Below are 26,345 nucleotides of genomic sequence, written 5' to 3'. Positions count from 1 at the left end.
AATTGTCGTTATTATTAAATCACTTATATTTGATCGGCAATCTTGATTGCCGATCAGTCAAATATATACTTCTTAATCAACAATCCCGCGAAAATCATCCAAAATGCAGTCACAACAATCCAGTAATTTCTACGGGAACTCTTGCTCATTTTGGACCATGTCTCTTCGTCCGGACCACCTGGCGCGACCATATAAATTCCTATTTCTTCGGGTTATTCAAAGGGACGGCATGACTAAATGGCGAGACGCCAAAGGAGATTTTCCCCGGCGACGCGATTCCAAGCTCAAGCGCAGTGCTTCCGCCATAGGAATGTGTTATCGCAATAAATGCATTCACATCAAACGGCGTCGGTACGGACAAATATGCCTGAGTTGCGTCGCCGGTCATAAACGAATTAGTTGAGGTAGCGTCATGGGCGCCCCATATCCATCCCAACGTCCCGACAATACCAGGCATCGTCGTAATCGAACGAGGATTAGCTTGGGTGACCCCTCCAGATACGTATGTTGTGCTGCGCGCCACGACTGCGCGATTTTCCGCTCACGCATCGCAGCATCAGGGAACGCATGGAGGCAGATCGGCGTGCCCATGCGGCGCCACGCGAAATCACGCATGCCAAGCACGCGTGCCTGAAGTCGGACAACGATTGAGTTTGAGGCTGAAGGCGTCCAGCGAGCGCGCACCGCGCGGGCGCGGCGTCGTGACCGGCCGCATCGCGTGCCGGTAAGCATCCTGTGCATTGACGCGGCCGCAGCGATCAGTGCAACGCGCCGGCGGCACGATCGCCGCCCCCGCCGGCCCAGCGGCAGCTACGCCAACGCCCGCCGCTCATGCAGCCGCAACGCGGCCCAGGCAATCCCGGCCGAGAAGATCCCGACCACGCCGCCGAACGTGCCGATCCACGGCAGGCCGAAATCCCCGGCGATATGGTTGCCGAGCAACGCACCGGCACCGATCCCGACGTTGTACAGCCCGGAAAAGATCGACACCGCGAGATCGGTCGCCTCGGGCGCCAGCTTCAGCACCCACGCCTGCATCGCGAGCCCGAAGCAGACGATCGCCCCGCCCCACACCAGCGTGTGAACCGACAGCGTGACGATGTTCAGCGCGCTCGGGAACAGGATCAGCAGACAGGCCGACAGCGCGATGATCGACGCGAGCAAAAAATCGGCCGGCCGTTCCGGAAACACGCGATTGAAGCAGAGCGCGGCCGGCATGCCGGCCACGCCGAACAGGATCAGCACGTAGGTAATCCGGCTGCTGCTCGCATGATTGACGCTCTGCACGAACGGCTCGATGTACGTGTACGACGTGAAGTGCGCGGATACGACCAGCACGGTGATCGCATACAGCGCCACGAGCGCCGGCTTCCTGAGAAACGCGCCAATGCTGGAAAGCGATCCGGCGCCCTGGCTCGGCAGCACCGGCAGCGTCATGCGCAGCATCAGCAGCGCGACGGCCGCCGCGCCGCCGATCACGAGGAACGTCACGCGCCAGCCGAGCGCCTCGCCGATCACGCGCCCGAGCGGAATGCCGGCGACCATCGCGATCGCCGTGCCCATCGCGAGCAGGCTGAGCGCGCGGCTTTTCCGGTCGCTCGGCGCGAGCCGCACGGCCAGCGGAACGGAGATCGACCAGAACACCGCGTGCGCGCACGCGATGCCGAGCCGGCCGATCATCAGCACCGTGAAATTCCACGCGACGCCGGTCACGACATGGCTGCCGACGAACACCAGCAGCGCGCAGCTCAGCAGCTTGCGACGCTCGACGTGGCGCGTGACGAACGTGAGCGGCAGCGACACGACGGCGACGGCCCATGCGTAGATCGTCAGCATCAGGCCGACGTCGGTCGGCGGCATCCGCAGGCTGTCGCCGATCGCGCTCAGCAGCGCGACGGGCACGAACTCGGTGGTATTGAAGATGAAGGCAGCAAGGGCCAGGGCCAGAACGCCCCACCACGACTGTTCGGAACTGACGGCGTCCGGGGTTGCCATACGGGAATTCGACGAAGGTTGGGGGCGCGGGCAGCCGGCCCGGCGCGTCGGCGCGATTGTACCAGCGGCACATGACATGCCGCGGCGGGCCGCGCCGCCGGGACATGGCGATGACACGGCCGCGCGCCGATAATGCGTCGAAGGATATTTCACGGACGATTTGCCCGAACGTCATCGGGCCGGGAGATTCACATGCGCATTGAAACGTCGTTTCTGTTCGATCTCGACGGCACGCTCGTCGACAGCGTCTATCAGCACGTGCTCGCGTGGAAGGAAGCGCTCGATGCCGAAGGCATCGAACTGTCGGTATGGCGCATCCACCGCAAGATCGGGATGAGCGGCGGCCTGTTCCTGAACCAGTTGCTGCGCGAGACGGCCGGCGACATCGACGCCGAGCGCGTCGAGCGGCTCGCGCGGCTGCACGCGGCCGCGTACCAGCGGCTGCGCGCGCAGGTCCGGCCGCTGCCGGGCGCGCGCGAGTTGCTGGCCGCGCTGTCGAACGCGGGCATCCGCTGGGCGATCGCGACCAGCGGGCGGATGGAAACGGCCGCCATCAACCTCGAGGCGCTCGGCGTCGATCCGGCGAAGAACGTGGTCGTCACGCGCGACCAGGTCAAGTATGCGAAGCCGGATCCCGACCTGTTCCTGACGGCCGCGGCGAAGCTGAACGTGCCAATCGAGCACACGGTGGTGGTCGGCGACAGCATCTGGGACATGCTCGCCGCGAGCCGCTGCCGTGCGCTGGGCGTCGGGCTGCTGTCGGGCGGCTACGGCAGCGACGAGCTGGAACGCGCGGGGGCGCTGCGCGTGTACGACGATCCGGCGGATCTGCTGTGGCATCTCGACGAGATCGCGGCACGGCCGTAGACTGTTCGCGTTAGCGGATCCGGTCGCGCGCGGCGTCGGCATGCAGTCACGAAACAGCCGAACCGCGCACACGCGCCCTGTTGATCGAATCGGGTCGGGTCGGTCGAATCGATTCGATTCGCCCCGAATCAATCGTCATCGACCCGCTTGTCGATCAGATAACGCCCGCGCTCGACGCCCGCGCGCAGCGCCTCCTCCTGCGTCGACCATTCGGAGCCGGCCGGCTCCGGCACGATCAGCTCGATGCGGGCACCGTCGACATACACCTGCACCTCGTCGCCCCACGCGCCGCGTGCGTTGCGCCGCGCCCATACGCGAATCTCGTGGCCGCGATACGGGTCGCGAACCTGTGCGTCCTGTTGATGTTGCATCCTGGCCTCCTGTACTTATCTGCGATGGCGATGCAAAAAATGCGCGCCGCATGACCGCCGCGCGCGCCGTCGGCCCCGCGCGCACGCGCCGTGCCCGCTATCGGCCGCCCCGGCACGTGTCTTGCGTTCGTGCCCGATATCGAACCGCTCCGGTCCGCCAGACAACAAAGGAGGCCGCGATGATCGGCCATATCGAACTCGTCGGACGCCTGCTGCTCGCCGCGCTGCTCGGCAGCGTGATCGGGCTCGAACGCGAACGGCTGAACTGGGCCGCCGGTTTGCGCACGCACATGCTGGTGTGCGTCGGCTCGGCCCTCGTGATGCTCGTCTCCACCTTCGGCTTCGAGGACGTGCGCGGGCAATACGGCGTCGTGCTCGATCCGTCGCGGGTCGCGGCCCAGGTGGTCTCGGGCATCGGCTTTCTCGGCGCCGGCTCGATCCTGCTGCGCGGCGAAGTCGTGCGCGGGCTGACGACGGCCGCGAGCCTGTGGGCGGTGGCCGGCGTCGGCCTGGCCGCCGGCGGCGGCATGTACGTCGCGTCGATCGGCGCGACGGCGATCGTGCTCGCGATCCTGGCGGGCGTGAAGCCGCTCGAGCGCCGCTTCATCGCGCAGCGGCAGCAGCGCACGCTGCGGCTCGTCGTCGAGCGCGGCGGCCTGACGCTCGGCGTCCTGCACGACACGCTCGGCGCGGGCCGCGTGCGCGTGAAGCGGTTCATCGTCCAGCAGTCCGACGACGATCCGGACACCGACGACATCTCGATATCGTTCTCGCGCACGAGCGGCGCGGAATTTGCGGCGATCTGCGAATCCCTGCAAGGCATCGCCGGCGTGCGGACCTGCAGTCCCGACACCTCGTCAAGGAGTTTCGCGTGACCCAGACCGACCTGCTTTCCTATCTCGTGTCGAGCCAGCTGGCCGCGCGCATGCGCGGCGGCGCCTGGCTCACCACCAGCCGCGTGGTCGGCGCGCTGCGCGCGTGGCTCGCGTGCCATCACGCCGAATGCGGCTGGCTCGACCGGATCCGGATCGCGAACGCGTCCGCGACGATCGCGCAACGCATCTACGACGTCGCGGCCGCGTACGGCGAACCCGAGCACGGCGAACGCGTCCGGCTCGACGCCGGTTCGCCGGAACTGCAGGCGCTGCGCGCACGTTGCGACGCGCTGCTGCAACGCATCGACGGCGGCCTGGACGTCGACACCCGATGATCGCGCCGGACCGCAAGCCGCGCGCCGCCGTCGCGACGGCGGGCCCCGCCGACGCGGCGGCCGCCCCCTCGCGCACGGACGAACCGGTGCGACACGGCCTGCTCGAATGCGGACGCAACTGCGACACGATCCGCAGCGCGGACCGCTTCGCGATGCTGGTGGACGGCGCCGCGTATTTCGCGACGCTGCGCGCCGCGCTGCGGCGGGCGCGCCATACGGTGTTCATCGTCGGCTGGGACGTCGACAGCCGGATGCACCTCGCGCCGGCCGACGCCGCCGGCGACGGGCTGCCCGACACGCTCGGCGCGTTCCTGCACGCGCTCGCGGCCGCGCGCCACAACCTGCGCATCTACGTGCTCGCGTGGGACTTCGCGATGATCTACGCGCTGGAGCGCGACTGGCCGCCCGTCTATCGCGCCGCGTGGCGCGCGCATCGCGGCATCCGGTTCCGCCTCGACGACACCCATCCGCGCGGCGCGTCGCATCACCAGAAACTCGTCGTGATCGACGACCGGCTCGCGTTCGTCGGCGGGCTCGACCTGACGCGCGAGCGCTGGGATACGCCCGCGCACGCGGCCGACGATCCGCGCCGCCGTGACGCCCGCGGCATGCCGTACGGCCCGTTTCACGACGTGCAGGCGATGTTCGACGGCGACGCGGCCGCCGCGATCGGCGAGCAGGCGCGCACGCGCTGGCGCAACGCATGCGGGCGTCCGATCGCGATCCGCGCGCAGCGCCATCTCGAGCGTGACGATGACGTCGATCCGTGGCCGCCCGGCGCGCGCGTCGACGTGAACCACGTGCGGCTCGGCATCGCGTACACGGCGCCGCGCCACCGCGACCGCGAGCCGGTGCGACAGGTGCGCGCGCTCGTCGAGGACACGATTCGCGCCGCGCGGCGCCACCTGTACATCGAGAACCAGTATTTCACCGCGGCCGTGGTGCGCGAAACGTTGTCCGCGCGACTGGCCGACCCGCACGGGCCGGACGTGACGGTCGTGGCACCCCGCGTGCAGAGCGGCTGGCTGCAGGAAGCGACGATGGGCGTGCTGCGCGCGCGGCTGCACGACACGCTCAAGTCCGCCGACCGCTTCGGCCGCTACCGGCTGCTGTACCCGCACGTCGACGGCCTCGGCGACGCGTGCGTGAACGTGCACAGCAAGATCCAGATCGTCGACGACGAATGCATCGTGATCGGCAGCGCGAACCTGAACAACCGGTCGATGGTGCTCGACACCGAATGCTGCATCGCGCTCGTCGCGGCGGGCGAGCCGCACATCCGCGCCGCGATCGCCGGCTTGCGCGACCGCCTGCTGGCCGAACATCTCGGCACGCCGCCGGCCACGGTCGCCGCTGCGTTCGCGCAAGGCGACCGGCCGAACGCCGCGCTCGACCGGCTGCGCGCGAAACCGGGCCGCACGCTGCGCGTGCTCGACCCGGTCGTGACGCCGCAGCTCGACGCGTTGGTGCCGGTCAGCGCGCGGCTCGACCCCGAGCAGCCGATCGAGCCGGACCGGTTCGTCCGCGAATTCCTGCCGAGCGAGCAGCATCGCCCGCTGACCGCGCGCTTCCTCGCGCTCGGCGCGGCTGTGCTGCTGATCGCGGCGCTCGCGTTCGCGTGGCGCTTCTCGCCGCTCGGCAAGGCGCTGAACGTCGCAGCGCTCGCGCAGGCGGCGGCCCGCGCCGCGGCACTGCCGGGCGCGCCCGCCCTGCTGCTGGCCGGCTACGTGGTCGCGGCGACGCTGTCGGTGCCGATCACGCTGCTGATCGCCGCGACGGGGCTCGTGTTCGGCGCGTGGCCGGCGCTTCGCTACGCGCGTCGGCTCGCTGACGGCCGCGCGCGACCCTACGGGATCGGCCGCTGGCCTCGGGCGCGACGCGGTGCGCCGATTCGCCGCGGCGCACGCGCGAAACCGGCTCAGCGAACACATCGCCGCGCGGCGTGGTCCGCGATGCGCCGTGCTGCCGCTGTTGCCGATCGCGCCGTTTACGATCGTGAACCTGGTCGCCGGCGCCTCGCACATCGGCCTGCGCGACTTCCTGGTCGGCACCGCGATCGGGATGCTGCCGGGCATCGTGTTGACGGTCACGTTCGCGCACCAGCTGACCGCCGCCTTCCGGCATCCGGGCCCCGGCGCATTCGCGTGGCTCGCGGCGATCGGCGTCGCGCTGGTCGGCGTGTCAGTGCTGCTCGTCAGGGTGCTGCGACGATGGTGCTGAGCCGACAGCCGGCCCCGCCGCCGGACATCGTCACGTCGGACGGGCCGCCCGCCGCCGCGCCGGGCGGGCGCGACCTGCGCATCGCGACGTACAACATCCGCGGCGGCTACGGTGCGTGGCCCGCGCGCGCGGCCGATCGAATCGCGGCGGTGATCCACGAGCTCGACGCGGACGTGATCGCGCTGCAGGAAGTGCCGCTCGGCGGCACGCGCGCGCCCGACGTGCTCGCGCACCTGCGCGACGCGACCGGCATGCACGCGGTGGCCGGCCCGACCATCGACACGCCGGAGCGCCGCTACGGCAACGCGGTGCTGTCACGCTGCCCGATCCGCGCCGCGCGCACGCTCGACCTGTCGTTCCACCCGCGCGAGCCGCGCGGCGCGCTCGATGCGGACATCGACTGCGGCGCCGGCACGCTGCGCGTGGTCGCGACCCATCTCGGGCTGTCGGCGAACGAACGCAGCGCCCAGGTGCAGCGGCTGCTCGCCGCTTTCGACACCGGTGCGATGCCGGTGATCCTGATGGGCGACATCAACGAATGGTTCGTGCGCGGCCGCGCGCTGCAGGCGCTGGTCACGCGGTTCCGCCGCGCGCCGGCGCCGCGCACGTTCCCGACGCTGTACCCGGTGTTCTCGCTCGACCGGATCTGGATCCATCCGGGCGAGTTGCTGGTCGACGTGACCGTGCATCGCAGCATGCTGGCCCGGCGCGCGTCGGATCATTACCCGCTCGTCGCGCGCATGCGTGCGCGGTCCGCGCCTGGCACGCCGCCCGCGCGCGACGCGCACCGCGCCGACGAAACCTGACGGAGCAAGCCCATGCGAACCGACGAACTCGACGGAACGGCCCTCGACTACTGGTGCGCGCGCGCACTGTGCGCGGACGACGAAAACACGCTGTACTTCACGGCCGTCGAGCCGCAGGTGATCGTGACCGCCGCGTGCGATGCGTTGCGGCGCCTCGACGCGCATTTCGCGCCGTCGGCATCCTGGGCCGACGCGGGGGCGGTGCTCGATCGCGTCGGCGATCTGCGGATCGCGCGGCGCGGCGACGGCGTCGAATGCGATGCGTGCTTCATCGACGGCCCGTCGACCTGCGCGGCACGCGCGCCCGACGCGCGCACCGCGTTGCTGCGCGCATTCGTGCGCGCGCGCTTCGGCGACGACGTCGATACCCCGCCGCCGTTTCCGCACCGGATCGAGCGCGGTGCGCCGGTGCGCTACGACCCCGGTGCGCCGCTTCCCGAAACGGACGACGATCCGGCCGCCGGCGACAGTTCGGACATTCGCTCGATTCCGCGCATGTGACGACGCCGGACGCCGAGGCATGGGCCATGCGCGCGATGCAGTGACCCTCCCGCGTTCATGTAAAAAGGACAGGGTGCCGCCCCCGGCATGGCGCCCGCACGTTGCCGCGCCGGGCGCCGCGCAGCAGGCACGCGGGTTGCGGCGCACGGCCGTTACCGTTCGCCGACGCCCGGACCCGCCATCCCATGAACGCCACCCCGCCCTTCGCTCCCCACCTCTACTTCTGCGACGCGCGCCTCGTCGGCCCGCTCGACGCGTGGCCCGGCACGTTCGCGCACATCGCCGGCATGGGCTTCGATCACGTGCTGATCGGCGGCTTCTGGGCCGCCAGCGTCGCGGGTTTTCCGCGCCACGTCGCCGACTTCCACCGGCCGGCCGCGACGTTCGCGACGCGCGCCGGCGCGCTCGAAACCTTCTCGCGGCTCGCCCAGCTCGCGCACGGCCACGGGCTGCGCGTGCTGCTCGAAGTCGTGCCCGACCGCATCGCGCGCGACAATCCGCTGCGCGCCGAGCATCCGGACTGGTACGCCGAGCGCGCGCACGACGACGCGCTGATCGATCCGCGCTGCGGCGCGCATGAACTCGACGTCGCCCATGCGCGGGTCGGCGACGACGCGACGAACGACGCGCTCGCCGCGTGGTGGTGCACGCATCTCGCCGCGTTCGCGGACGCCGGCGCGGCCGGCTTCCTGATCGACGCGCCGCATCACCTGCCGGCCGCGTGGTGGCCCGGCTGGCGCGCGGCGCTGCGGCGCGCGCGCCCGGACGTCGCGGTGCTGGCCGGCGTGCCCGGCCATGCGCGCGACGCGCTCGCGCAACTCGAGGGAGCCGGCTTCGACGCGGTGTTCTCGTCGGTACGCTGGTGGGATCTGCGCTCGCCGTGGTTTGCGGACGAGCACCGGCTGCTGCGCCGCATCGGCTCGCCGATCGCGTTTCCCGACGCCTTCGACGGCCCGCGTCTCGCCGACGACTGGCACGACGCGCCGGACGAGACGCTCGCCCGCGCGTACCACCGCGCGCTGTGGACCGCGGCGGCGCTCGGCACCGGCTGGCTCGTGCCGATGGGCTTCGAGCGCGGCGTCGCGCTGCCGCTGATGGTGCGCGATGCGGACGCCGCGCGCTATCGCGCCGCGTTCGACGTCGCGCGCTTCGACCTGTCCGGCGCGATCGCCGACGCGAATGCGTGGCGCCGCGCGACGCCGCTTGCGGCCGGGCGCGGCGAAATCGCGCAACTGAGCGCGCCCGGCGCGGCCGCGACCGCGCTGCTGCGCGGCATGGGCCCGTCGCTCGAGCACGACGACGCGGCACTGCTGGTCGCGCTGAATCCCGCTCTCGATGCCGACGCGCCGGTCGATCCCGCGACGATCCTGCCCGGTGTGCCGGGCGGCTTCACGCAGGTCGCGACGCCGGCGGGCACGCACACGCATGCACCGGTCGCGCTGGCCGCCTTCACGCTCGAACCCGGCGGCTACGCGCTGCTCGACGCGCGGCGCGCGCCGCCCGCGACCACGCGCGCCGGTGCCGCGGACGAGCGCGCCGCGCTGTCCGCCGCGCTCGCGGCCGACCGGATCGCGATCGAACGCGTCGAGCCGGCGGTCGACGGCGGCCGCTTCGCGATCAAGCGCGTGATCGGCGAAACGCTGGTTGTGCACGCATCGATCTTCACCGACGGCCATGCGCATCTCGCGGCCGCGCTGCAGTGGCGCGCGGACGACGAAGACGACTGGCGCGAAGTGCCGTTCGTCGCGGAACCGAACGACCGCTGGCACGCGCGCATCGCGCTCGAGCGGCTCGGCCGCCACGCGTTCCGCGTGATCGCGTGGCGCGACGACTGGGCCTCGCTCGTCACCGACATCGCGAAGAAACGCGCGGCCGGCCAGGACGTGACGCTGGAGGTGCGCGAGGCGCAGCTGCTGCTCGCGACCGCGCTTAAGCGCGCCGCGCCGGACGGTCCGCACGCGGTCCGGCAGATGGAACGGCTGGCGGCCGACTTCGACGACGCGTCGCACGAACACCGTCTCGCACTGATCGGCGAACCCGCGCTCGCCGACGCCTACGCGGCGCTGCGCTACCGACCGTTCGTCACGCACGACGAGACCGTCTACCCGGTCGAGGTCGAGCGCCGCGCCGCACGCTTTTCCAGCTGGTACGAGCTGTTCCCGCGCTCGGCGAGCAACGACCCGCACCGGCACGGCACGTTCGACGACGTGATCGCGCAACTGCCGCGCATTCGCGACATGGGCTTCGACGTGCTGTATTTCCCGCCGATCCACCCGATCGGCACGACCGCGCGCAAGGGCCGCAACAACACGCTGAAGGCCGGCCCCGACGATGTCGGCAGCCCGTACGCGATCGGCTCGCCGGACGGCGGCCACACGGCCGTGCATCCGCAGCTCGGCACGCTCGCGTCGTTCCGCGCGCTGATCGATGCGGCGCGCGCGCAGGGGCTCGAAATCGCGCTGGATTTCGCGATCCAGTGCTCGCCCGACCATCCGTGGCTCGCCGCCCATCCGGGCTGGTTCGCATGGCGGCCCGACGGCTCGCTGCGCTATGCGGAAAATCCGCCGAAGCGCTACCAGGACATCGTGAATCCCGACTTCTATGCGCCCGACGCGCTGCCCGACCTGTGGCTCGCGCTGCGTGACGTGGTGCTGTTCTGGGTCGAAGCCGGCGTGCGGATCTTCCGCGTCGACAACCCGCACACGAAGCCGCTGCCGTTCTGGGCGTGGATGATCGCGGACGTGCGCGGCAGGCATCCGGACGTCGTGTTCCTGTCGGAGGCGTTCACGCGGCCCGGAATGATGTACCGGCTCGCGAAGATCGGCTTCTCGCAGTCGTATACGTACTTCACTTGGCGCGAGACGAAGCACGAATTCATCGACTACCTGACCGAGCTGAGCGCCGGTCCCGCGCGCGAGTTCTTCCGGCCGAACTTCTTCGTGAACACGCCCGACATCAATCCGCGCCACCTGCAGAACGCGCCGCGCTCGCAGTTCGTGATCCGCGCGGCGCTCGCGGCGACGCTCGCCGGCTCGTGGGGCCTGTACTCGGGCTTCGAGATCGGCGAATCGGCACCGCTGCCCGACAGCGAGGAATACGCGGACGCGGAGAAATACGAGCTGCGCGCGCGCGACTGGGCCAAGGCCGTGCACATCGGCGGCGAGGTCGCGCGGCTGAACCGCGCGCGGCGCGAGCATCCGGCGCTGCAGACCCACCTCGGCCTCACGTTCGCCGACGCGGACAACGACCAGGTGCTCGTGTTCGTGAAGGCGACGCCCGCGCACGACAGCGTCGTCGCGGTCGCGATCAGTCTCGACCCGTGGCATCCGCAGGCCACGAACTTCATGCTCGATGCGTCGCTGTGGCGCGGCCTCGGGCTCGTCGACGGCGAACCGCTCGACGCGCTCGAACAGGACGCCGCGCGCGCCGAAACCTGGCGCGGGCATCGCCAGTACGTGTCGCTCGACCCGCACGTGCGGCCCTATGCGATCTGGCGGCTCGCGCCGTCTCCCGGCGCCGCGCGAGCGGCGGCGCCCGACCCGGGCGGTGCCCGGGGCCCTTCCGGAGCACACGCATGATGAAACGCGAAGACTCCCTCGACGACGTGCGGCGCGCGCAGTTCCCGTCGCTCGCCCCGGCCGGCACGCCGCGCCGGCGCCGTGCGCGGCGCCGCGCGCCCGCGCTCTGCGCGGACGATCCGCTGTGGTACAAGGACGCGATCATCTACCAGGTACACGTGAAGTCGTTCTACGACTCGAACAACGACGGGATCGGCGACTTCCCCGGCCTGATCGCGAAGCTCGACTACATCGCCGAGCTCGGCGTCGACACCATCTGGCTGCTGCCGTTCTACCCGTCGCCGCGCCGCGACGACGGCTACGACATCGCCGACTACCGCGACGTGCATCCCGACTACGGCACGCTCGCCGACGTGCGGCGCTTCATTCGCGAAGCGCACGCACGCGGCATCCGCGTGATCGCCGAGCTGGTGATCAACCACACGTCGGACCAGCACCCGTGGTTCCAGCGCGCGCGGCGCGCGAAACCCGGCTCGATGCATCGCGACTACTACGTGTGGTCCGACACCGACACGAAATACGCGGGCACGCGGATCATCTTCCTCGATACCGAAACGTCGAACTGGACCCACGACCCGATCGCCGGCCAGTACTACTGGCACCGCTTCTACTCGCACCAGCCGGACCTGAACTTCGACAACCCGGCCGTGGTGCGCGAGGTGATCCAGGTGATGCGCTTCTGGCTCGATCTCGGCATCGACGGGCTGCGGCTCGACGCGGTGCCGTACCTGGTCGAGCGCGAAGGCACCAACAACGAGAACCTGCCCGAAACGCATGCGATCCTGAAGCGGATCCGCGCGACGATCGACGCCGAGTACCCGAACCGGATGCTGCTCGCGGAGGCGAACCAGTGGCCGGAAGACGTGCAGGAATACTTCGGCAACGAGGACGAATGCCACATGGCGTTCCACTTTCCGCTGATGCCGCGCATCTACATGTCGATCGCGAGCGAGGACCGCTTCCCGATCGTCGACATCATGCGGCAGACGCCGGCGCTCGCGCCGAGCAACCAGTGGGCCGTGTTCCTGCGCAATCACGACGAGCTGACGCTCGAGATGGTCACCGATTCGGAGCGCGACCTGCTGTGGCAGACCTATGCGAGCGACCGGCGCGCGCGGATCAATCTCGGCATCCGGCGCCGCCTCGCGCCGCTGATGGAGCGCGACCGGCGCCGCATCGAACTGATCAATTCGCTGCTGCTGTCGATGCCCGGCACGCCGGTGATCTACTACGGCGACGAGCTCGGGATGGGCGACAACATCCACCTGGGCGACCGCGACGGCGTGCGCACGCCGATGCAATGGTCGTCGGATCGCAACGGCGGCTTCTCGCGCGCGGACCCGGAACTGCTGGTGCTGCCGCCCGTGATGGGCTCGCTGTACGGCTACGACGCGATCAACGTGGAAGCCCAGACGCGCGACCCGCATTCGCTGCTGAACTGGACGCGGCGCATCCTGTCGACGCGCCGCGCGACGCAGTCGTTCGGGCGCGGCACGATCCGCTTCCTGCGCCCGGAGAACCGCAAGGTGCTCGCCTACCTGCGCGAACTCGAAGGCCACGAGACGGTGCTGTGCGTCGCGAACCTGTCGCGCGCGTCGCAGGCCGTCGAACTCGACCTGTCCGAATTCGCGGGCCGCGTGCCGATCGAGATGACGTCGGATTCGCCGTTTCCGCCGGTCGGCCAGCTCCCGTATCTCCTCACCTTCCCGCCGTACGGGTTCCTGTGGTTCGTGCTGTCCGAGCATGGCCGCGAGCCGTCGTGGCGGCAGCCGCACGCGCAGCCGCTGCCCGAGTACGTGACGATCGTGATGCGGCGCGGCGACGCGCGGCCGGACGTCGGCCAGCTGCATGCGCTCGCGCACGATGCGCTCGCGTCGTGGCTCGCGCGGCGGCGCTGGTTCGCGTCGAAGGACCGCAAGATCGGCGACGCGTGGCTGAACGTCGTCACGCCGATGCCGGACGAGCCGTTCCAGTACGCGGAAGCATGGGTATCCGCGAGCGACGGCGGGGTCGAACGCTACGTCGTGCCGCTGGCCGCCGCGTGGGGCGGCGAGACGTCGCAGCCGCTGTTCGCGCAGCTCGCGCTCGCGCGCGTGCGGCGCGGCCATACCGTCGGTTACCTGACCGACGCGTTCGCGCTGCCGTCGTTCGCGCGCGGGATGCTGCGCAAGCTGCGCGACGGCGCGACGGTGCCGACTTCCGACGGCGGCCGCCTCGACTTCCTGCCCGAGCAGGCGCTCGCCGCGCTCGATCCCGGCGACGACGCCGAAGTGCGCTGGCTCGCGGCCGAGCAGAGCAACAGCTCGCTCGTGATCGGCGACGCGATCGTTCTGAAGCTGGTGCGCAAGGTCGCGCACGGGATCCATCCGGAAGCGGAGATGAGCCGCCACCTGACGCGGATCGGCTATGCGAACACCGCGACGCTCGCCGGCGAAGTCGTGCACGTCGATCCGGACGGCACGCCGCATACGGTCGCGATCCTGCAGCGCTACGTCGACAACCAGGGCGACGCGTGGACGCGTTCGTTCGACTTCCTGAGACGTGCGGTCGACGAGCTCGCGCTGCCGGCCGTCGACGAAGGCGACGCAACGGAGTCCGGCGAGGAACCGGACGCGCTGCTCGGCTACGCGGCGTTCGCCGGGATCGTCGGCACGCGGCTCGGCCAGTTGCACGTCGCGCTCGCGCAGCCGTCCGACGACCCGGCGTTCGCGCCGGAGCGCGCGACCCCGGCACGCGTCGATCACTGGCGCAGCGATGCGATCGCGTCGTTCGAGCACGCGCTCGACGTGCTGGGCACGCGGCTCGATACGCTGGCCCCCGCCGAGCGGGCCGTGGCCGACACGCTGCTCGCGTCGCGCGACGCGGCCGTGCGGGCGCTCGGCGAACTGGTGCCGCGCACCCTCGACGCGCAATGCACGCGGATCCACGGCGATTTCCATCTCGGCCAGGTGCTCGACGTGCAGGGCGATGCGCTGCTGATCGACTTCGAGGGCGAGCCCGCGCGCCCGCTGGAGCGGCGCCGCGCGAAGTCGCATCCGCTGCGCGACGTGGCCGGCTTCCTGCGCTCGCTGTCGTACGTGAGCGCGGCCGCGCAGTTCGTGATCGAGAAGGCGCCGCCGCAGGCGGCCGGCCGCAAGCGCGCGCTGTTCGACCGCTTCGGGCAGGCCGCCGCCGACCGCTTCGTCGAATGCTATCGCGCGGCCGCCGAGCAGGCGCCCGAACGCTTCGTCGACCCGCGTTATGCCGATCGCCTGCTCGCGCTGTTCCTGATCGACAAGGCGTCGTACGAGCTGTGCTACGAAGCCGCGAACCGCCCCGACTGGCTCGGCGTGCCGGTCGGCGGGCTCGCCGCGCTCGTCGAACGCCTGCTCGACACGCACGGTGAACCCGACGACGGAGGCACCCGATGACCGACACGCTGTTCGACCGCCACGATATCGATGCGCTGCTCGCCGGGCGCCATCCGGACCCGTTCGCGTGCCTCGGCCCGCACCGGGATGCCGGGCGGATCGTCGTGCGCGCGCTGCTGCCCGGCGCGCGGCGCGTGCGCGCGGTGACGCCCGACGGCGACGAACTCGGCACGCTCGCGTGCGTCGACGATGCCGGCTGCTTCGCCGGGACGATCGCGCGCGACGGCCACTACCGGCTCGCGATCGAGTGGCCCGATACGCGGCAGGTGACCGACGATGCGTATGCGTTCGGCACGCTGCTCGACGACGCGGCGCTCGCGCGGTTCGCGGCCGGCGACCCGGCCGCCGTGCTCGAGTGCCTCGGGGCGACGCCCACGCGCGTCGACGGCATCGACGGCGTGCGCTTCGCGGTATGGGCGCCGAACGCGCAGCGCGTGTCGGTGGTCGGCGACTTCAACACCTGGGACGGCCTCCGTCATCCGATGCGGCTGCGGCGCCCGTGGGGCGTGTGGGAACTGTTCGTGCCGGACCTCGGCGCCGGCGAGCACTACAAGTACGAGCTGTGCGCGAGCGACGGCCGCGTGCTGCCGCACAAGGCCGATCCGTGCGCGCGCGCGACCGAAGCGCCGCCGCGCACCGCATCGGTGGTCGCCGACACGGCGGCGCTCGACGCGTTCGCGTGGCACGACGACGGCTGGATCCACGCGCGGCCGCATCCGGAGCGCCGCTTTCGAGTGCCGTGGTCGATCTACGAGGTGCATCCGGAATCGTGGCAGCGCGTGCCCGAGGAAATGGACCGCAGTTCGACCTGGGACGAACTCGCCGAGCGGCTGATCCCGTACGTGCGCGGCATGGGCTTCACGCACGTCGAGTTCATGCCGATCTCCGAGTACCCGTTCGGCGGCTCGTGGGGCTACCAGCCGCTCGCGCAGTTCGCGCCGTCGGCGCGCTTCGGGCCGGTCGACGGCTTCGCGCGCTTCGTCGACCGCGCGCACGCGGCCGGCATCGGCGTGATCGTCGACTGGGTGCCCGCGCATTTCCCGAACGATCCGCACGGCCTCGCGCAGTTCGACGGCAGCGCGCTGTACGAGCACGCCGATCCGCGCGAGGGCATGCACCCCGACTGGAACACCTGCGTGTTCAACCTCGGGCGCAACGAGGTCGGCGCGTTCCTCGTCGCGTCGGCGCTCGCGTGGGCGCGCCGCTACCACGTCGACGGGATCCGCGTCGACGCGGTCGCGTCGATGCTGTACCGCGACTACTCGCGCCGGGAAGGCGAATGGGTGCCGAACATCCACGGCGGGCGCGAGAACCTCGAAGCGGTCGCGTTCCTGCGCACGCTGAACGACACATTGCACGGTACGCTCGCGCCGCCGGGCATCGTCACCTTCGCGGAGGAATCGACCGCGTGGCCGGGTGTCACCGCGGCGACCGGCGACGGCGGGCTCGGCTTCGACTTCAAGTGGAACATGGGCTGGATGCACGACACGCTCGCGTATCTGCGCGAGGATCCGATCCATCGCCGCTATCACCACGACCGGATGACGTTCGGGCTCGTGTATGCGTTCTCCGAGCGCTTCGTGCTGCCGCTGTCGCACGACGAGGTCGTGCACGGCAAGGGTTCGCTCGCCGCGAAGATGCCCGGCGACGCGTGGCAGCGGCTCGCGACGCTGCGCGCGTACTTCGGCTTCATGTGGGCGCATCCGGGCAAGAAGCTGCTGTTCATGGGCAGCGAATTTGCGCAATGGGCCGAGTTCGCGCACGACGCGACGCCGCACTGGGACCTGCTCGACGCGCCCGCGCATCGCGGCGTGCAGCGGCTCGTGCGCGACCTGAACCGCGCGTACGCGGCCGAACCGGCGCTGCATGCGCTGGATTGCCATGCGGCCGGCTTCGCGTGGCTGATCGGCGACGATCGCGACAACAGCGTGTTCGCGTTCGCGCGCCGCGACGACACCGGGCGTCTCGTCGTCGCGGTCTGCAACTTCACGCCGGTGCCGCGTGCCGGCTATCGCGTCGGGTTGCCCGCGCCCGGGCAGTGGCGTGAACTGATGAACACCGATGCCGCCGTGTACGGCGGCACGAATGCCGGCAACGACGGCACCGTGTCGACGGAGCCGATCCCCGCGCACGGCGAGTCGTGGTCGGCCACCTTGCGCCTGCCGCCGCTCGCGACGCTGTGGCTGAGCCCGGCCTGACACCCGGCGCCCTCGACACGGAGACGATCCCCATGCCGACCGCCCTGCCCGCCCGTCTCGAACCCGGCCGCTGCCATCCGCTTGGCGCGGCCTGGGACGGCCTCGGCACCAACTTCGCGGTGTTTTCCGCGCATGCGCAGCGTATCCAGCTGTGCGTGTTCGACCCGACCGGCCGCAAGGAGCTCGCGCGCCTCGACCTGCCCGAATGCACCGACGAGGTATGGCACGGCTACCTGCCGAACGCGCATCCGGGCACCGTGTACGGCTTTCGCGCGGACGGCCCGTATCAGCCGCAGCACGGCCATCGCTTCAATCCGACCAAGCTGCTGCTCGACCCGTACGCGCGCAAGCTGGTCGGCCACTTTCGCTGGTCCGACGCGCTGTTCGGCTATCGCGTGCATTCGAACCGCGCGGACCTGTCGATGGATCGCCGCGACTCGGCGCCCGCGATGCCGAAGGCCGTGGTGGTCGACGAGGCGTTCGACTGGAGCATGGACCGGCGCCCCGACGTGCCGTGGCGCAGCACCGTGATCTACGAGACCCACGTGCGCGGCGCGTCGATGCGCCGCGCCGGGTTGCGCGCGCCGGAGCGCGGCACGTTCGCGTCGCTCGCGCATCCGGCGTTCATCGATCACCTGCTGTCGATCGGCGTGACGACGGTCGAGCTGCTGCCGGTGCACGCGTTCCTGCAGCAGCGCGCGCTCGTGAACCGCGGGCTGCGCAATTACTGGGGCTACGACACGGCCGCGTTCTTCGCGCCGGAGCCGGCCTACCTGTCGACGCGGCGGCTCGACGAGATGCGCATCGCGATCCGGCAGCTGCACGCGGCCGGCATCGAAGTCGTGCTCGACGTCGTCTACAACCACACGTGCGAGGGTAACGAGCTCGGCCCGACGCTGTCGTGGCGCGGCCTCGACAACGCGAGCTACTACCGGCTGCGGCCGGACGACCCGCGCTACCACGTCGACGAGACCGGCTGCGGCAACACGCTGAACCTGTCGCATCCGCGCGTCGTGCAGATGGTGATGGATTCGCTGCGCTACTGGGCGAGCGCGTTCAACGTCGACGGCTTTCGCTTCGATCTCGGCGTGACGCTCGGCCGCGAGGATCACGGCTTCGAGCCGGGCGCGGGATTCTTCGACGCGCTGCGGCAGGACCCGCTGCTCGCGCAGCGCAAGCTGATCACCGAGCCGTGGGATCTCGGCCCCGGCGGCTATCAGCTGGGCCGCCACCCGCCCGGCTTCGCCGAATGGAACGACCGCTTTCGCGACACCGTGCGGCGCTTCTGGCGCGGCGACGCCGGGCAGCGCCCGGAACTCGCCGCGCGGCTCGCGGGCTCGGCCGACCTGTTCAATCATCACCGGCGCCGCACGTGGGCGTCGGTCAACTTCATCACCGCGCACGACGGCTTCACGCTCGCCGATCTCGTGTCGTATGCGGACAAGCACAACGAAGCGAACGGCGAGGACAACCACGACGGCCACGGCGACAACTGCAGCGCGAACTGGGGCGTCGAAGGCGCCACCGACGACGCGTCGATCCGCGACCTGCGCGCGCGGGTCGCCCGCTCGATGCTCGCCACACTGTTTACCGCGCTCGGCACGCCGATGATCGTGGCCGGCGACGAATTCGGCAGGACGCAGCACGGCAACAACAACGCATATTGCCAGGACAACGAACTGTCCTGGCTCGACTGGGATCTCGCGCGCAGCGACGAAGGCGCGCAGATGACGCGCTTCGTGTCGCGGCTCGCCGCGCTGCGCCGCATGTATCCGCTGATGTCGGCGCCGCGCTATCCGTCCGGCGACCGCGACGGTGCGCCGGGCATGCGCGAGATCGACTGGTTCGACGAGCGCGGCGACCCGCTGAGCGTGCCCGCGTGGGAGGACGGCGAGCGTCGCGCGCTGACGATGCGGCGCGTCGGCACCGGCCGCACCGGGCGCACCGAGGCGCTGCTCGTGATGCTGAATGCGTCGACCCACGTCATCACGTTCAAGTTGCCCGCCCCCGTGCTCGACTATCGCGTGCTGCTCGACACCGCGTCGCCCGACGGCGGCCCGCGCGGCTGGCCCGACGCCGGCCGCGACGTCGCCGCGCACGCGGCCGTGATCGCCGTCGCGGCCGTGCCACCCGCCCGTCCTCGTGAGGAGCCGCCATGACGTCACGCACCGCCCATCCGCCCGGCACGCACGCATTCGTGTCGTCGTTCGGCGCGACCTGCCTCGACACGGAACACACGCGCTTCCGGTTGTGGGCGCCCGCGAGCCGCACCGCCGCGGTCGAACTGCACGGCGAACGGCGCGTCGCGATGCTGCCGGCCGGGGACGGCTGGTTCGAGGTCGTCGCGCCGTGCGGTCCCGGCACGCTGTACCGCTTCCTGCTCGACGACGGTCTCGTGGCACCCGATCCCGCATCGCGCTTCCAGCCGCATGACGTGCACGGCCCGAGCCAGGTCGTCGACCCGACCGCGTACCGCTGGCGCAACGACGCGTGGCGCGGGCGGCCGTGGCACGAGACGGTGCTGTACGAACTGCACGTCGGCGCATGCGGCGGCTATGCGAACGTCGAGCGGCGCCTGGCCGAGCTTGCCGCGCTCGGCGTGACCGCGATCGAGCTGATGCCCGTCAACGCGTTCCCGGGCGCGCGCAACTGGGGCTACGACGGCGTGCTGCCGTTCGCGCCCGCGGCGTCGTACGGACGGCCCGAGGAACTGAAGGCACTCGTCGACGCCGCGCACGGGCTCGGGCTGCAGGTGTTGCTCGACGTCGTCTACAACCACTTCGGCCCCGAAGGCAACCTGCTGCCGCGCTATGCACCGGGATTTTTCCGCGCGGACCGGCAGACCGCCTGGGGGCCCGCGATCGACTTCTCGCATGCGCAGACGAGCGTGTTCTTCATCGACAACGCACTGTACTGGCTCGACGAATTCCGCTTCGACGGCCTGCGCATCGACGCCGCGCATGCGATCGACGACGATGCATGGCTGCGCGAGCTCGCCCGCCGCGTGCGCGCGTATGCGGGCGACGCGCGCCACGTGCATCTGGTGCTCGAGGACGAGCGCAATCGGGCGAGCCTGCTCGGCCCCGGCGGTTTCGACGCGCAGTGGAACGACGACTTCCACAACAGCGCGCACGTGCTGCTCACCGGCGAGCGCGAAGGCTACTACCGCGCGTACGCCGATGCGCCGCTGCGCCATCTCGCGCGCACGCTCGGCGAAGGGTTCGCGTACCAGGGCGAACCGTCGCCGCTGCACGACGGCGCGCCGCGCGGCGAGCCGAGCGCGCACCTGCCGCCGACCGCGTTCGTCACGTTCCTGCAGAACCACGACCAGATCGGCAACCGCGCCTTCGGCGAGCGGCTGCGCGCGCTCGCGAACGACGACGCGGTGCGTGCGGCAACTGCCCTGATGCTGCTCGCGCCGCAGGTGCCGCTGCTGTTCATGGGCGAGGAAATCGGCAGCACGCAGCCGTTCCGGTTCTTCACCGACTATCGCGGCGCGCTCGCCGACGCGGTGCGCGAAGGCCGGCGCCGCGAGTTCGCCGCGTTTTCCGCGTTCGCCGATCCCGCGCATCGCGACGCGATTCCCGATCCGAATGACATCGGCACGTTCATTCGCTCGTCGCCCGGTCATGCCGGTGCGGACACGTGGCCCGACGCCGACGCGTGGCGGCGCTTCTACCGCAGCGCGCTGGCCGTGCGCGCGGCGCTCGTGACGCCGCACCTGCCCGGCGCCCGGGCGCTCGGCGTCGAGCTGCTGTCCGCCGCCGGCAGCGGCAGCGGCAACCGCGACGGTGACGGCAGCGCGGAGGCGCTCGTCGCGCGCTGGCGGCTCGGCGACGGCAGCACGCTCACGCTCGCATTCAACCCCGCCTCGCGCGACGCGCTGCTGCCGATGCTGCCGGTCGGCAAGATCGTGTTCGAGACGCCGCCGCGCGCGCGCGACCGTCTGGCCGAGCGGCGGCTGCCCGCGCGCACCTGCATCGCATGGCGCGACGGTGCGGTCAACCGCGATGCGCTCCATCACCGCACGAACGGGCACACACGACAATGACGACCGACGTGCCGATCGCAGATCTCGCGCGTGCGGCCGGGCTGGCGCCCGACTGGATCGACTCGGGCGGCATCGCGCGGCGGGTGGGCGACGACGCGCTCGTCGCGCTCGTCGATGCACTCGGCTGGCCATGCGGCACGCCGATCGAGCGGGTCGACAGCGCGGCCGCGCTGACCGATGACCGGGACGCAACGCCGCAGGTCGTCACCGGCGACGCCGGCGTGCCGCTGACGCTCCCGCGCAGCGTCGCGCCGCCGGGCGCGCGCTTGCGGATCGCGCTCGAAACGGGCGAGCACGTCGACGCTCGCGTGGCCGACGCGGGCGAATCCGGCGCACTGCCGCCGCTCGCGGTGCCCGGCTATCACGCGCTCGAGATCGGCGAGCAACGCATCGGGCTCGCCATCGCGCCGCCGCGTATGCGGCCGTTCACTGCCGACGACGGCGTGGCAGGTGCGCAGCGCCGCTGGGGCATCGCGGCCCAGTTGTACAGCCTGCGCCGCACGGGCGACGACGGCGCGGGCGACTACACCGCGCTCGCCGGCCTCGCCGGGCATGCGGCGCGGCACGGCGCGCACGCGGTCGCGATCAGCCCGACGCATGCCGGCTATCCGGCACTGCCCGAGCACGACAGCCCGTATTCGCCGTCGTCGCGGCGCTGGCACAACGTCGCGTATCTCGACTGCGACGCGGTGCCGGGGGCCGATATCGTGCAGCGGATGCACGGCGCGGCGGCACATGGCGCTCCCGCGCCCGATACGCCGCTGATCGACTGGCCGCACGTGCTGCCGCTGAAGCTGCGCCGCTTGCGCGCGTGCTTCGATGCGTGGCGCGCGAACGGCGGGCCGTTGCGCGACGCGTTCGAGCAATTCCGTACGGCAGGCGGCGCGGCGCTCGACGCACACGCGCGCTTCGATGCGCTGCAGGCGTTCTGCATCGAACACGGGATCGGTGCGGACTGGCGGCAATGGCCCGCGCCGTGGCGCATGCCGGACTCGGCCGAGGTCGACGCGTTCGCACACGCGCATGCCGAGACGATCGCGTTCCATGCGTTCCTGCAATGGTGTGCGTCGGACGCGCTCGGCAACGCACAGCATGCGGCGCGCGAGGCCGGGATGGCGATCGGGTTGATCGCCGATCTCGCGGTCGGCGCCGATCGCGCGGGCAGCGACGCGTGGGCGCACGGCACGACGCTGCTGCGCGGCGTGTCGGTCGGCGCGCCGCCCGACCTGTTCAATGCGGACGGCCAGGCCTGGGGCGTGACGACGTGGACGCCCGCCGCGCTGCGCGTGACCGGCTTCGCGCCGTTCGTCGACCTGTTGCGCGCCGCCTTCGCGCAGGCGGGCGGGGTCCGTATCGACCACGTGCTCGGCTTCGCGCGGATGTGGATCGTGCCGGATGGCGGCTCGCCGCGCGACGGCGCGTACTTGCACTATCCGCTCGACGATCTCGTGCGGCTGGTCGCGCTGGAGGCGGCACGGCATCGCGCGGTCGCGATCGGCGAGGATCTCGGCACGGTGCCGGCCGGGTTTCGCGAGCGGCTCGGCGCGCGGGGGATCGCGGGAATGCGCGTGCTGTGGTTCGAGCGTGAGGCGGATGGCGCGTTTCGGCCGCCGTCGGCGTGGGATCGCGACACGGTCGCGATGACGTCGACGCACGATCTGCCGACCGTGGCGGGTTGGTGGCGTGGTGTCGATCTCGAGTGGCGGCGGGGGTTAGGTGATGCAGATGCAGATGCAGATGCCTCCGAGGATGCACGCACCGACGACGGGAGTGGCCAAACGCAACGCACCGCGAGCGCGCGTAATGTCGGTGACGACATCGGTCGCGCCGCGGCCGCACACGGAGCGGGACGTTACGAACGAAACAAACCTGCTTTGCGTGACGAGCACCCCGCCAAGGATGTCGGTCACGGCGTGCCCCAAACACGCGACACGCCGCCGCCCGCCCCCGACCTCGCCCTCACTGCGGCCCAGGCCGAACGCGCGACCGAGCGCGCGGCACTATGGCGCGCGTTGCAGCAAGCGGGCTGCGCGCCGCCCGGTGATCCGGTACCGCCTGCCGACACGCCACCCGTCGATGCAGTCCTCGCGTATGTCGCGCGCAGCCCGTCGCCGCTCGCGATCGTGCCGCTCGAGGATCTGCTCGCACTGGACGCCCAACCGAATCTCCCCGGCCCGCCGCGCGGCCATCCGAACTGGCTGCGCCGGCTGCCGCGCGCGGTCGACGCGCTGTTCGACGCCGACGTACGCAGACGCATCGCGGCGCTCGAGCGCGCACGCCGCGCCCGGGAGCAGGACGTATGATTCCGCGCGCGACCCTGCGACTGCAACTGCACGCCGGCTTCACGTTCGACGACGCGGCCGCGCACGCCGACTATTTCGCGCGGCTCGGCGTGAGCCACCTGTACCTGTCGCCGATCACGACGGCCGAGCCCGGTTCGCTGCATGGCTACGACACCGTCGACCATCACACGATCAGCGCGGAACTCGGCGGCCCGGCCGGCTTCCGCCGCCTCGTCGACGCGTTGCACGCGCGCGGCCTCGGCGTGATCGCCGACATCGTGCCGAACCACATGGGCGTCGGCGGCGCATCGAACGGCTGGTGGAACGACGTGCTCGAATGGGGGCCGGCGAGCCCGTACGCGCGCTACTTCGACATCGACTGGCATCCGCCTGACGCGACGCTCCACGGCAAGGTGCTGCTGCCCTGCCTCGGCGCGCCCTACGGCGACGCGCTCGCCGCCGGCGACGTCGCGCTCGGCGCCGAGCCGTCGAGCGGGCGCTTCTTCATCGCATGCCCGGGCAGGACGCTGCCGGTCGCCGCCGCGACCTACGCCGAGATCCTGCGCATCGCCAACCGTGCGGACCTGAACGCGCTCGCCGAACGGTTCGCCGCCGCGCCGGTGCGCGGCAGCACGCGGCTCGCGGATGCGCATACGGCACTGCGCGACTACGCCGCCGCCCAGGGCCCGCATGCGTTCGACGCGATACTGCGCGGCGCCGATCCGCGCCGCGCACGCTCGCGCGCGTGCCTGCATCGATTGCTCGAACGCCAGCACTACCGGCTCGCGTGGTGGCGCACGGCCGCCGACGAGCTGAACTGGCGGCGGTTCTTCGACATCGCGACCCTCGCGGCCGTGCGCGTCGAGGACGAAGCGGTGTTCGACGCGGTGCACGCGCTGCCGCTGGCGCTTCATGCGGCCGGCTGCCTCGACGGCCTGCGCGTCGATCACGTCGACGGCCTCGCCGACCCGGGCGCGTACTGCCGCCGCCTGCAGGCGCGGCTCGCCGCGCAGCGCGACGAGCAGCCTTATCTCGTCGTCGAGAAGATCCTCGCGCCGGGCGAGACGCTGCGTGAAGACTGGCGCGTCGACGGCACGACCGGCTACGACTTCATGAACGACGTCGCCGCGCTGCTGCACGATCCGGCCGGCGCGGCGCCGCTCGCCGCGCACTGGGCAGCCGTGTCGGGATCGGCACGGTCGTTCGCGCAGGAGGCGGTGGACGGCAAGCGGCGCGTGCTGAAGCGTCAGCTCGCCGGCGAGCACGAACGCGTCGCGCGGGCGTTGCACCGCATTGCGCGCGCGGCACCCGCGACGCGCGACCTCAGCCGGATCGCGATTCATCGCGTGCTGGGCGAACTCGCCGTGCACCTTCCCGTGTACCGGATGTACCCGACACCCGGCAACGAGCCGACCGGCGCCGATCGTCGCGTGCTGGCGCACGCGTACGACGCGGCGTGCGCGACGATCGATCCGTCCGACCGCTACGCGCTCGATCGCGTCGCCGGCTGGCTCGGGCTGCCGGGCCTGCGCGCGCCGCGCGCGGATGCCGAGGCGCTGCACGCGGCGCGCGGCGCGTTCGCGCAGCTCACCGCGCCGCTCGCCGCGAAGGGCGTCGAGGATACCGCCAACTATCGCTACGGCCGGCTGCTGTCGCGCAACGAGGTCGGTGCCGATGCGGGCGATTTCAGTCTGTCGCGCGGGGCGTTCCATGCACGCAACCGCCGTCGCGCGCGCACCGTTCCGCACACGCTCGTCGCGACCGCGACCCACGATCACAAGCGCGGCGAAGATGCGCGCGCGCGGCTCGCGGTGCTCAGTGAAGTGCCGGACCTGTGGCGCGCGGTGTCGCTCGACTGGTCCGCGCTGAATCAGCCGCGGCGCGGCGGCGCGCATCGCGATCTCGCGTGGGCGCCGGGGCCGGCTGCGGAAGCGCTGCTGTACCAGACGCTCGTCGGCTGCTGGCCGCCGGCGCTCGCGCCCGACGATGCGGACGGGCTGGCGACGCTTGCCGGGCGCGTGGTGCGCTGGCAGACGAAGGCGCTGCGCGAAGCGAAACAGCATACGGACTGGCTCGCACCCGACGCGGACTACGAGCGCGACTGCGAACGGTTCGTCCGCGCGATCCTGACGCCGCATGGCGCGGGCGATTTCGTGCACCGGCTGCATGGGTTCGTCGCGCGGATCGGGCCGGCCGGTGTCGTCAACAGCCTCGCGCAGGCGGCGCTGCGGATGGCGTCGCCGGGTGTGCCCGATCTGTATCAAGGTACCGAGTCATGGGATCACTCGCTGGTCGATCCGGACAACCGGCGCGACGTGCCGTTCGCGCAGCTCGCGGCAGAGCGGGTCGACGAACCGGTCGCCGCGTACCTGCGGGACTGGCCCGACGCACGCGTGAAGCGCGCACTTGTCGAGCGGATGCTCGCGCTGCGCGCCCGCTGGCCGGCAACGTTCTCGGATGGTGCATATGTGCCGCTGCGCGTGCGCGGCAGGCTCGGGCGGCATGCGCTCGCGTTCGCACGCTGCGACGCGACGGCGACGGTCGTGGTCGTCGTGACGCGGCTCGCGTGCCGGTTGCTCGGCGAAGTGCCGGGGGTGCCGCGCATCGCGCCTCGGGAATGGGGCGATACCGCGATCGTGTTGCCGCGCGGCGCGAGCGAGCGGTGGATCGACTGGCTGAACGGCGGGCGCGAAGTCGAGGCGACGGACGGCATGCTGCGGCTCGATCGCTGTCTTGCCGCGTTGCCGGTCGCGGCGCTGGTGGCAGCCGATACGATGAGCCGGTAGCGGTAATCGGATTTGTGCAAAGACGGTCGGCGCCCCCAGGCGAACCATCTCACCGCGTTCCAGCATTTCC

The 26,345-nt window shown here is 71.3% G+C and carries 15 protein-coding genes and 1 pseudogene; 13 read left to right on the top strand and 3 right to left on the bottom strand.

What is annotated here, in order from left to right:
- Window positions 1-199 precede the first annotated feature (199 nt).
- Window positions 200-523, bottom strand: coding sequence for a polymorphic toxin type 22 domain-containing protein (locus tag PL79_RS37250; RefSeq protein ID WP_135801138.1), 324 nt, complete (start codon window positions 521-523; stop codon window positions 200-202).
- Window positions 524-810: 287 nt separating this feature from the next.
- Window positions 811-1,995: a sugar transporter gene (locus tag PL79_RS25140; protein ID WP_044843420.1), complete on the bottom strand. Its 1,185-nt coding sequence runs from the start codon at window positions 1,993-1,995 to the stop codon at window positions 811-813.
- Between the two features lie 192 nt (window positions 1,996-2,187).
- Here PL79_RS25140 and PL79_RS25135 point away from each other — a divergent pair, with 192 nt between their 5' ends.
- The gene (locus PL79_RS25135) at window positions 2,188-2,862 is read left to right on the top strand and encodes an HAD family hydrolase (RefSeq protein ID WP_044843419.1); all 675 of its coding nucleotides are present in this window, start codon (window positions 2,188-2,190) and stop codon (window positions 2,860-2,862) included.
- A gap of 128 nt (window positions 2,863-2,990) precedes the next feature.
- On the opposite strand, the gene PL79_RS25130 is transcribed toward PL79_RS25135, so the two are convergent.
- Window positions 2,991-3,233 carry a DUF6566 family protein gene (locus tag PL79_RS25130; RefSeq protein WP_044843418.1) on the bottom strand — a complete coding sequence of 81 codons (243 nt, stop codon included), beginning with the start codon at window positions 3,231-3,233 and terminating at the stop codon, window positions 2,991-2,993.
- 179 nt (window positions 3,234-3,412) lie between these two features.
- Here PL79_RS25130 and PL79_RS25125 point away from each other — a divergent pair, with 179 nt between their 5' ends.
- From PL79_RS25125 to treY, 12 genes and pseudogenes are all read left to right on the top strand, one after another.
- The gene (locus PL79_RS25125) at window positions 3,413-4,108 is read left to right on the top strand and encodes an MgtC/SapB family protein (RefSeq protein ID WP_044843417.1); all 696 of its coding nucleotides are present in this window, start codon (window positions 3,413-3,415) and stop codon (window positions 4,106-4,108) included.
- Window positions 4,105-4,443 carry a hypothetical protein gene (locus PL79_RS25120; RefSeq protein WP_044843416.1) on the top strand — a complete coding sequence of 113 codons (339 nt, stop codon included), beginning with the start codon at window positions 4,105-4,107 and terminating at the stop codon, window positions 4,441-4,443. Before PL79_RS25125 ends, PL79_RS25120 begins: the two co-directional genes overlap by 4 nt.
- A pseudogene (locus tag PL79_RS25115) lies at window positions 4,440-6,663 on the top strand (VTT domain-containing protein). The gene PL79_RS25120 and the pseudogene PL79_RS25115 overlap by 4 nt, the downstream one beginning before the upstream one ends.
- Window positions 6,654-7,469, top strand: coding sequence for an endonuclease/exonuclease/phosphatase family protein (locus PL79_RS25110; protein WP_044843414.1), 816 nt, complete (start codon window positions 6,654-6,656; stop codon window positions 7,467-7,469). The pseudogene PL79_RS25115 and the gene PL79_RS25110 overlap by 10 nt, the downstream one beginning before the upstream one ends.
- Window positions 7,470-7,481: 12 nt before the next feature.
- Window positions 7,482-7,970 carry a phage protein NinX family protein gene (locus tag PL79_RS25105; protein ID WP_044843413.1) on the top strand — a complete coding sequence of 163 codons (489 nt, stop codon included), beginning with the start codon at window positions 7,482-7,484 and terminating at the stop codon, window positions 7,968-7,970.
- Window positions 7,971-8,155: 185 nt separating this feature from the next.
- A complete protein-coding gene (locus tag PL79_RS25100; protein ID WP_044843412.1) occupies window positions 8,156-11,548 on the top strand; it encodes an alpha-1,4-glucan--maltose-1-phosphate maltosyltransferase in 3,393 nt (1,130 codons plus the stop codon).
- On the top strand, window positions 11,548-14,958 hold the full coding sequence (treS, locus tag PL79_RS25095) for a maltose alpha-D-glucosyltransferase (protein ID WP_044843489.1): 3,411 nt from the start codon (window positions 11,548-11,550) through the stop codon (window positions 14,956-14,958). The genes PL79_RS25100 and treS overlap by 1 nt, the downstream gene beginning before the upstream one ends.
- A complete protein-coding gene (gene glgB / locus PL79_RS25090) occupies window positions 14,955-17,156 on the top strand; it encodes a 1,4-alpha-glucan branching protein GlgB (RefSeq protein ID WP_044843411.1) in 2,202 nt (733 codons plus the stop codon). Before treS ends, glgB begins: the two co-directional genes overlap by 4 nt.
- A gap of 32 nt (window positions 17,157-17,188) precedes the next feature.
- Window positions 17,189-19,315, top strand: coding sequence for a glycogen debranching protein GlgX (gene glgX, locus PL79_RS25085; protein ID WP_044843410.1), 2,127 nt, complete (start codon window positions 17,189-17,191; stop codon window positions 19,313-19,315).
- The gene (treZ, locus tag PL79_RS25080) at window positions 19,312-21,207 is read left to right on the top strand and encodes a malto-oligosyltrehalose trehalohydrolase (protein WP_044843409.1); all 1,896 of its coding nucleotides are present in this window, start codon (window positions 19,312-19,314) and stop codon (window positions 21,205-21,207) included. The genes glgX and treZ overlap by 4 nt, the downstream gene beginning before the upstream one ends.
- Complete coding sequence (malQ, locus tag PL79_RS25075; RefSeq protein ID WP_044843408.1) at window positions 21,204-23,510, top strand: 4-alpha-glucanotransferase; 2,307 nt, start codon at window positions 21,204-21,206, stop codon at window positions 23,508-23,510. The genes treZ and malQ overlap by 4 nt, the downstream gene beginning before the upstream one ends.
- Window positions 23,507-26,275, top strand: a complete 2,769-nt coding sequence (treY, locus tag PL79_RS25070; protein ID WP_044843407.1) for a malto-oligosyltrehalose synthase — start codon at window positions 23,507-23,509, stop codon at window positions 26,273-26,275. The genes malQ and treY overlap by 4 nt, the downstream gene beginning before the upstream one ends.
- Window positions 26,276-26,345 lie beyond the last annotated feature (70 nt).

The sequence above is a fragment of the Burkholderia sp. USMB20 genome, assembly GCF_000949135.2.
Classification (GTDB): domain Bacteria; phylum Pseudomonadota; class Gammaproteobacteria; order Burkholderiales; family Burkholderiaceae; genus Burkholderia.
This window is presented reverse-complemented; position numbering and strand designations above follow the sequence as displayed.